The sequence below is a fragment of the uncultured Pseudomonas sp. genome (assembly GCF_913774235.1).
Lineage (GTDB): Bacteria > Pseudomonadota > Gammaproteobacteria > Pseudomonadales > Pseudomonadaceae > Chryseomonas.
Genome location: NZ_CAJYDW010000017.1, coordinates 459,743 through 466,342, shown reverse-complemented (window position 1 = coordinate 466,342; position 6,600 = coordinate 459,743). Strand labels below are relative to the sequence as shown.

Here is a 6,600-nt window from a genome sequence, read left to right as displayed (position 1 = left end):
CAGCGGCGGACCGCCATGGACGTCGTTGCCACTCCTCGCCATAGCCCTGCTATGACTCGTCGCGGCGCCTAGCCCACGAACAAAAATCACTCGCCAATTCTTGCGCGAACTTCTGAAACACCACACTAGCGCTGAGCACAGCACCTTGCCACGCCGGTTGCAAGACCCGCCGGCTCAGGGTGCCCAGCCCCGCACGGACTGACCATCCGACCTTTGCCTAACGCCACGGGAGATGCCCATGAAGATTCGCGAACTCGCCCACCAGTGGGAGCTACAGGCCACGCCAGCGCGCGGCACCCGCCGTTACACCCTGGAGCTGGACCTGGAGACCGCCGCCCGCCTGGAAGCCTTGCATGAGCTCTATCCCCAGCGCACGCCCGAGGCGCTGCTCGGGGAATTGCTGGCGGCGGCGTTCGAGGAGCTCGAAGCCAGTTTTCCCTATGTCCAGGGCGACGAGGTGGTGGCCACCGACGAACTGGGAGACCCCCTCTATGCGGACGCCGGGACGACCCCGCGCTTTCTCGAACTGGCGCGCAAGCACCTGCAGCGCCTGCAGGCGGAAGGCGGCCTCCAGACGCCCTGACCTGCAGTCTTACCTACGGCGCCAACGCTCTGCGAAGGGCCTTGGCGCCGGGGGAAATTCGATAGCCAGTGAACATTTTTAGCGGATGAGCGGTCACAGGATCAGACCGCAGCGCTGGACGAGGGCTGTCTGTAGACGCCCGCCACGGACCTTTCGGAACGGGCAGGGCTTTCTTCCAGGTGCGGCTTTTCCTGACCAGGCGCCCGCCCTGCCCGTGCCGGCGGCGCGCTTTTCGGATCAATAACGGAGCTTGAATCCATGAAGAGTGCCACTGCCCAAAAGTCCCTTTCCAAAGCCTGCACCCTGAAACTAGCAGCCCTTGCGCTGGGCAGCTCGCTGTTGCTGGCCGGTTGTGCCGGCAACCCGCCGACCGCGCAGATGGCCGTGACCCAGTCCGCCGTCAACGAAGCCGTGAGCTCGGGTGGCAACCAGTACGCGCCCATCGAGACCAAGTCGGCGCAGGACAAGTGGACCCAGGCCCAGACCGCCCTCTCCAACGAGAAGTACGACGAAGCCAAGCAGCTGGCTGAGCAGGCCGAATGGGACGCCCGCCTGGCCACCCGCAAGACCCAGGCCGCCAAGGCCGAAGCGGCGCTCAAGGATGCCCAGAACAGCATCCAGCAGATCCGTGAGGAAGGTCAGATCAACCTGCAGCTCCAGCAGAACCTGCAGAAGAAGGTCCAGCAGTAAGCGGCCTTCCCTCCTCACCTTCGCCCATTAAAGGATGACCACCATGCGTAAACACATTCTGATCCCTGCCGTGTCGCTGCTCAGCCTGGCCCTGGCCGCCTGCTCCACGCCGCCCAACCCCAACCTGGAAAAGGCCAAGGCTGACTATTCCGCCCTGGAGTCCCAGCCGCAAGCCGCCCAGCTGGCCGCTCTGGAAACCAAGGACGCCGGCACCTGGCTGCAGAAGACCGAGAAGGCCTACAAGGACGGTGAGAACGAGAAGACCGTCGACCAGTTGGCCTACCTGACCAACCAGCGTATCCAGACCGCCCTGCAGACCATCAAGCTGCGCATGACCGAAGCCGATATGCAGAACGTCGACGCCGAGCGTACCCAGGCCCGTCTGGATGCCCGCACCGCCCAGCTCAAGCAGCTGCAGGACGCCCTGCAGGCCAAGCAGACCGACCGCGGTACCGTGGTGACCTTCGGCAACGTGCTGTTCGACTTCAACAAGGCCGAGCTCAAGCCCCAGGGCTATGCCAACGCCCAGAAGCTGGCCGACTACCTGAAGCAGAATCCCGAACGCAAGGTGATCGTCGAGGGCTATACCGACAGCGTCGGCAGCGACTCCTACAACCAGCAGCTGTCCGAGCGTCGCGCCCAGGCCATCCAGACCGCGCTGATCAGCGCCGGGGTCGAGCCGAGCCGCATCCAGACCCGCGGCTATGGCAAGAACTTCCCGGTGGCCAGCAACAGCAATGCCTCCGACCGCGCCCTGAACCGTCGCGTGGAAGTCACCATCTCCAACGACGCCAACCCGGTCGCCCCGCGCATGTAATCCCTGCGTGAGACGAAAGACCCCGCCTTGGCGGGGTCTTTTTTTTGGCCGAGGGTCAGCGGCGCTTGCTGCCCAGCAGCGAGCCCAGCAAGCCGCGCACCAGTTGGCGACCCAACTGATTGGCCGCCTGGCGGGCCGCACTCTTGAGCGCCTGGCCGGCCAACTCGCCCAGCACATCGCCGAGGGCGCCGCCCTCCTTTGTCTTCGCCGGTGCGGGCGCCTCGTCCGGCACCCGTGCGGCCTGGCGATCGCGCAGGATCTCGTAGGCCGACTCGCGATCCACCGGGCGATCGTAGCGACCCGCCTGGGGCGACTGGCGGATCAGCGCCTGGCGCTCGGCTTCGCTCAGGGGACCGACCCGCGATTGCGGCGGGGCGATGGCTGCCCGCTCCACCATCGCCGGGGTGCCCTTGTCTTCCAGACTGCCCACCAGCGCCTCGCCGATGCCGAGCTCAGTGAGCACCTGCAGGCTGTCGAAGGCCGGATTGGGGCGGAAGCCATCGGCCACCGCGCGCAGGGCCTTCTGCTCCTTGGCGGTGAAGGCGCGCAGGCCGTGCTGGATGCGCAGCCCCAGCTGGGCCAGGATGTCGTCCGGCAGATCGGCAGGCGACTGGGTGACGAAATAGACGCCGACGCCCTTGGAGCGGATCAGCCGGACCACCTGCTCCAGGCGATCGCGCAGCGCCTTGGGCGTATCGCCGAACAGCAGGTGGGCCTCGTCGAAGAACAGCGCCAGCACCGGCTTGTCGGCGTCCCCTCGCTCGGGCAGTTGCTCGAACAACTCGGCCAGCAGCCAGATCAGAAAGGTGGCATAGACCTTGGGAGCCTCGTGCACCAGCCGACTGGCATCGAGCAGGTGGATACGCCCACGGCCATCGGCTTCGGGCCGCAACACGTCCTCCAATTGCAGGGCCGGCTCGCCGAAGAAGGCTTCGGCGCCCTGCTGCTCCAGGGTCGCCAGGCGGCGCAGCAGCGCCTGGGCCGACGCCCCGGCGAACAGGGCGCGGTCCTCGCCGAGCGCCTCGGGTTGCTCGCGCAGGTGATTGAGGACGGCCTTGAGATCCTTGAGATCGAGCAGCAGCAGGCCTTCGCGATCGGCCACCTTGAAGGCAGCGTGCAAGGCGGCCTGCTGGCTGTCGGTCAGCTCCAGCAGATTGCCCAGCAGCAGCGGCCCCATTTCGCTCAGGGTAGTCCGCAACGGATGACCGCTCTGGCCATCGACGTCCCAGAGGGTGACCGGATAGGCCTGCGGCTGGTGCGGCAGGCCCTGGGCAGCGATGCGTTCGGCCAGCTTGCCCTGGGGGACACCGGCCGCACCCAGGCCGCAGAGATCGCCCTTGATGTCGGCGGCGAAGACCGCGACGCCAGCATCGCTGAAGGCCTCGGCGAGGCGCTGCAGGGTGACCGTCTTACCGGTCCCCGTCGCCCCGGCGATCAGGCCGTGGCGATTGGCCAGTTTCAGGGGGTGACCGAGGGGTTGACCATCGGTGCGGGTACCAAGGATCAGTTGGGGCGTCGAGGGCATGGCGCAGCTCCGTAGCGGTTCTGCGCCCAGCTTAACCCGAGCGCTCGCGATCAGGTGCGGTTGCGGATGCGCTCGACGATGGCGGTGGTGGAGCTGTTCTCCACCAGGCCGAGGATGCGCACCTCGCCGCCGTAGCCCTGCACGATCTGGGCCCCGACCACCTCTTCGACGCTCTTGTAGTCTCCCCCCTTCACCAGCACGTCCGGGCGCACCTGTTCCAGCAGGCGCTCCGGGGTGTTCTCGCTGAAGGGGATGACCCAGTCCACCGCGCCAAGGCCGGCCAGTACCGCCATGCGCCGGTCGACGCTGTTGATCGGCCGACCCGGACCCTTGAGGCGGGTAACCGAGGCGTCGTCGTTGACCGCGACGATCAGCCGATCGCCCTGGGCGCGTGCCTGCTCCAGGTAGGTGACATGACCGGCGTGGAGGATGTCGAAGCAGCCGTTGGTGAAGACGATCTTCTCGCCATGGGCGCGGGCGTCCTCGATGGCCAGCTGCAACTGTTCCAAGGTCAGGACACCCCGCTCCGAGCCTTCCGAGCGTTGTACCGCGCGGCGCAGCTCGGGGGCGCTGATGGCGGCGGTACCCAACTTGCCGACCACGATGCCGGCGGCCAGATTGGCCAGGGCTACCGCCTGGGGCAGTTCCTCGCCCGCCGCCAGGGCGGCGGCCAGGGTGGAGATCACGGTGTCGCCGGCGCCGGTGACGTCGAACACCTCGCGGGCGCGGGCCGGTAGGTGCAAGGCGGCCTGACCGGGGCGCAGCAGGGTCATGCCGTGCTCGCCACGGGTCACCAGCAGGGCGCCCAGGTCCAACCGCGCCATCAGCTCGTTGCCCTTGGCCACCAGGTCGGCTTCGTCGGCGCAGACGCCGACGATGGCTTCGAATTCGGAGAGATTCGGCGTGATCAGGCTGGCGCCGCGATAGATGGAGAAGTCCTTGCCCTTGGGATCGGCCAGCACCGGAATGTTGCGCGCCTTGGCCAGCTGGATCAGCGCCTGGTGGTTCTTCAGAGCCCCCTTACCGTAGTCGGACAGCACCAGCACCTTGACCCCGGCCAGCATGGCGGCGGTGTCCGAAGCCAGCGCCTGGGCGTCGGTGTCGAAGGGTTCTTCGAAGTCGACGCGGATCAATTGCTGGTGGCGACTCATGATGCGCAGCTTGACGATGGTCGGCTGCTCGGCGATGCGCTGGAAGCGTACCTGGACATGGGCGGCTCTCAGACTATCGGTCAGGGCATCGGCGGCCTCGTCCTGGCCGGTGACGCCGACCAGGTAGGCCGGTGCGCCCAGGGCGGCGATGTTGAGGGCGACGTTGGCCGCGCCACCGGGACGATCCTCGTGCTGGTCGACCCGTACCACGGGAACCGGCGCCTCGGGGGAGATCCGCGAGGTGGTGCCGTGCCAGTAGCGGTCGAGCATCACGTCGCCGACCACCAGGACCGGCGCGAGATCGAAGCGAGGCATGGTCAGCTTCATAGGGACAGGCTCCAAAGCGCGAAAATGGCGGCGATCATAGCATAGGGGCCAAGGCGCTCCGGAAGCGCCTGCCAGCGGGAGAGGCCGGGGTCAGAGCTCGTCGCGGCGGCTTATCCAGAACAGCTCGTGGCGCCGCACGGCCTTGCGGAAGAACTCGTCTTCCCCGGTGCGCGGCCAGCGGCGGCCGGCCAGCAGCCACTGGATGGCACGGCGCAGGCGCTTCTTGGCCGGCAGTGGTACCAGCAGGTCATGCTGCATGCCCAGGGCCATGGCCTTGTCCAACCGGCGCTCGGGCGTGAGCAACGGACTCCAGGGCACCAGCGGCGCCGGTGTCTCGATGGCCGGCGGCAGGGGGATGCCCCCTTCGGCCGGGCCCATGGGCCAGCGGTCGTTGTCGTGCAGGTGGTTGGCGTAGAGCAGTTCCAACTCGGGCTGCCAGTTGCTCGCGGCCATGGCCTCGCGCAGGGCCTGGGTACTGGCCACGTGATCGGCATGGGGGTCGATCTGCGGATGCGGCAGCACCACCACCTCGGGACGGAAGTGCTCCAGCAGCGCGACCAGATCGGCCACCAGATTACGCCAGGTCGGCACGCCGTTGGCATCGCCGGGCAGATCGAAGGCGTTGTAGTGGCGTGCGCTACGGATGTCGCTCTCGCCGGATTCACGGGAAGCGAAGGCTTCGTCCGGCGCCTGGCGCATGGCTGGCAACTGCAGGCAGTAATAGCCCAGCTGGAAGCAACGCTCGGGCAGTACCCCACCCCACAGGGGGGTGACCAGGCTGTCCCAGGTACGCAGCCGGCCCTTGAGCCGGGCAGCGGCCTGGCGGTCGAGGCCAAGCCGTTGGTAATGCTCGGCCTCGATCTCGCCCTGGGTCAGGGTGACGATGCTGGCTTCCCGCGCCTGACTGTAAAGGCCGAAGGCGGCCAGCTCGGCGTCGTCGGCATGGGGCGCGATGACCATCACCCGCTTGCTGCGGAAATCCGGCTGGGCGAAGACATGCAGGCGCAACTCGCCCTGCAGCCGGCAGAAGCGAGTCCAGAGCTGCAGCTCGCCGCGACGCAGGGCCTCGGTGTAGCCACTGAGGTTGACGTAGCGCCGCCCGGCGACGCCGCGCTCGAAGTCCTGGCGATCGCTGTCATCACCGGCGCGCAGCCGCACCTGGGGGTCCAGCAGTCGGCCCAGCCAGCTGGCGCGCAGGCGGCACTCCAGGAACAGCGTCAGCTCGCCCGGCGGCAGTTCCACCGCCCCCAGGCGACCCTGTTGCAGATGCAGGCCCAGGACCAGGGTCTCGGCAGGAAACTGGTAGCTGTAGTTGTCCCGCGGCGAATAGAAGAGGTGATCGGCGAACCAGGCCTCGTGGCCGAGCCAGACCAGCAGCGCCAGCAGTGGCGCGCTCCACCAGGGCCCGAATACCAGGCAACCGAGCAGCACGACGGCGATGACCGCCAGGGCCAGTCGCTTGTGACGGCGGTGACGTTTGAGCAGGGCTTGTTTGCGGGCGGTCATC

6 protein-coding genes are annotated in these 6,600 nt (G+C 67.6%); 3 read left to right on the top strand and 3 right to left on the bottom strand.

Annotation, left to right across the window (positions count from 1 at the left end; genetic code table 11):
- Positions 1 to 238 precede the first annotated feature (238 nt).
- The 3 genes from QZ471_RS19195 (at position 239) to QZ471_RS19185 (ending at position 2,090) form a co-directional block, all read left to right on the top strand.
- Positions 239 to 583 carry a pilin assembly protein gene (locus tag QZ471_RS19195; protein ID WP_288477484.1) on the top strand — a complete coding sequence of 115 codons (345 nt, stop codon included), beginning with the start codon at positions 239 to 241 and terminating at the stop codon, positions 581 to 583.
- Between the two features lie 258 nt (positions 584 to 841).
- Positions 842 to 1,273, top strand: a complete 432-nt coding sequence (locus QZ471_RS19190; RefSeq protein ID WP_288477487.1) for a DUF4398 domain-containing protein — start codon at positions 842 to 844, stop codon at positions 1,271 to 1,273.
- Positions 1,274 to 1,316: 43 nt separating this feature from the next.
- Complete coding sequence (locus tag QZ471_RS19185) at positions 1,317 to 2,090, top strand: OmpA family protein (RefSeq protein ID WP_059225889.1); 774 nt, start codon at positions 1,317 to 1,319, stop codon at positions 2,088 to 2,090.
- Positions 2,091 to 2,145: 55 nt separating this feature from the next.
- Here the strand turns inward: QZ471_RS19185 and QZ471_RS19180 are convergent, their stop codons facing one another.
- From QZ471_RS19180 to QZ471_RS19170, 3 genes are all read right to left on the bottom strand, one after another.
- A complete protein-coding gene (locus tag QZ471_RS19180) occupies positions 2,146 to 3,615 on the bottom strand; it encodes a helicase HerA-like domain-containing protein (protein ID WP_295466720.1) in 1,470 nt (489 codons plus the stop codon).
- A 50-nt stretch (positions 3,616 to 3,665) separates the two neighbouring features.
- The gene (gene hldE / locus QZ471_RS19175) at positions 3,666 to 5,093 is read right to left on the bottom strand and encodes a bifunctional D-glycero-beta-D-manno-heptose-7-phosphate kinase/D-glycero-beta-D-manno-heptose 1-phosphate adenylyltransferase HldE (protein ID WP_295466718.1); all 1,428 of its coding nucleotides are present in this window, start codon (positions 5,091 to 5,093) and stop codon (positions 3,666 to 3,668) included.
- Between the two features lie 90 nt (positions 5,094 to 5,183).
- Positions 5,184 to 6,599, bottom strand: a complete 1,416-nt coding sequence (locus QZ471_RS19170; RefSeq protein WP_295466716.1) for a PIG-L family deacetylase — start codon at positions 6,597 to 6,599, stop codon at positions 5,184 to 5,186.
- Between the last annotated feature and the right edge of the window lies 1 nt (position 6,600).

Coding starts and splice junctions, on each gene's coding strand:
- QZ471_RS19170 (WP_295466716.1), bottom strand. CDS start 6,599: ATGACCGCCCGCAAACAAGCCCTGCTCAAACGTCACCGCCGTCACAAG.
- QZ471_RS19190 (WP_288477487.1), top strand. CDS start 842: ATGAAGAGTGCCACTGCCCAAAAGTCCCTTTCCAAAGCCTGCACCCTG.
- hldE (WP_295466718.1), bottom strand. CDS start 5,093: ATGAAGCTGACCATGCCTCGCTTCGATCTCGCGCCGGTCCTGGTGGTC.
- QZ471_RS19195 (WP_288477484.1), top strand. CDS start 239: ATGAAGATTCGCGAACTCGCCCACCAGTGGGAGCTACAGGCCACGCCA.
- QZ471_RS19185 (WP_059225889.1), top strand. CDS start 1,317: ATGCGTAAACACATTCTGATCCCTGCCGTGTCGCTGCTCAGCCTGGCC.
- QZ471_RS19180 (WP_295466720.1), bottom strand. CDS start 3,615: ATGCCCTCGACGCCCCAACTGATCCTTGGTACCCGCACCGATGGTCAA.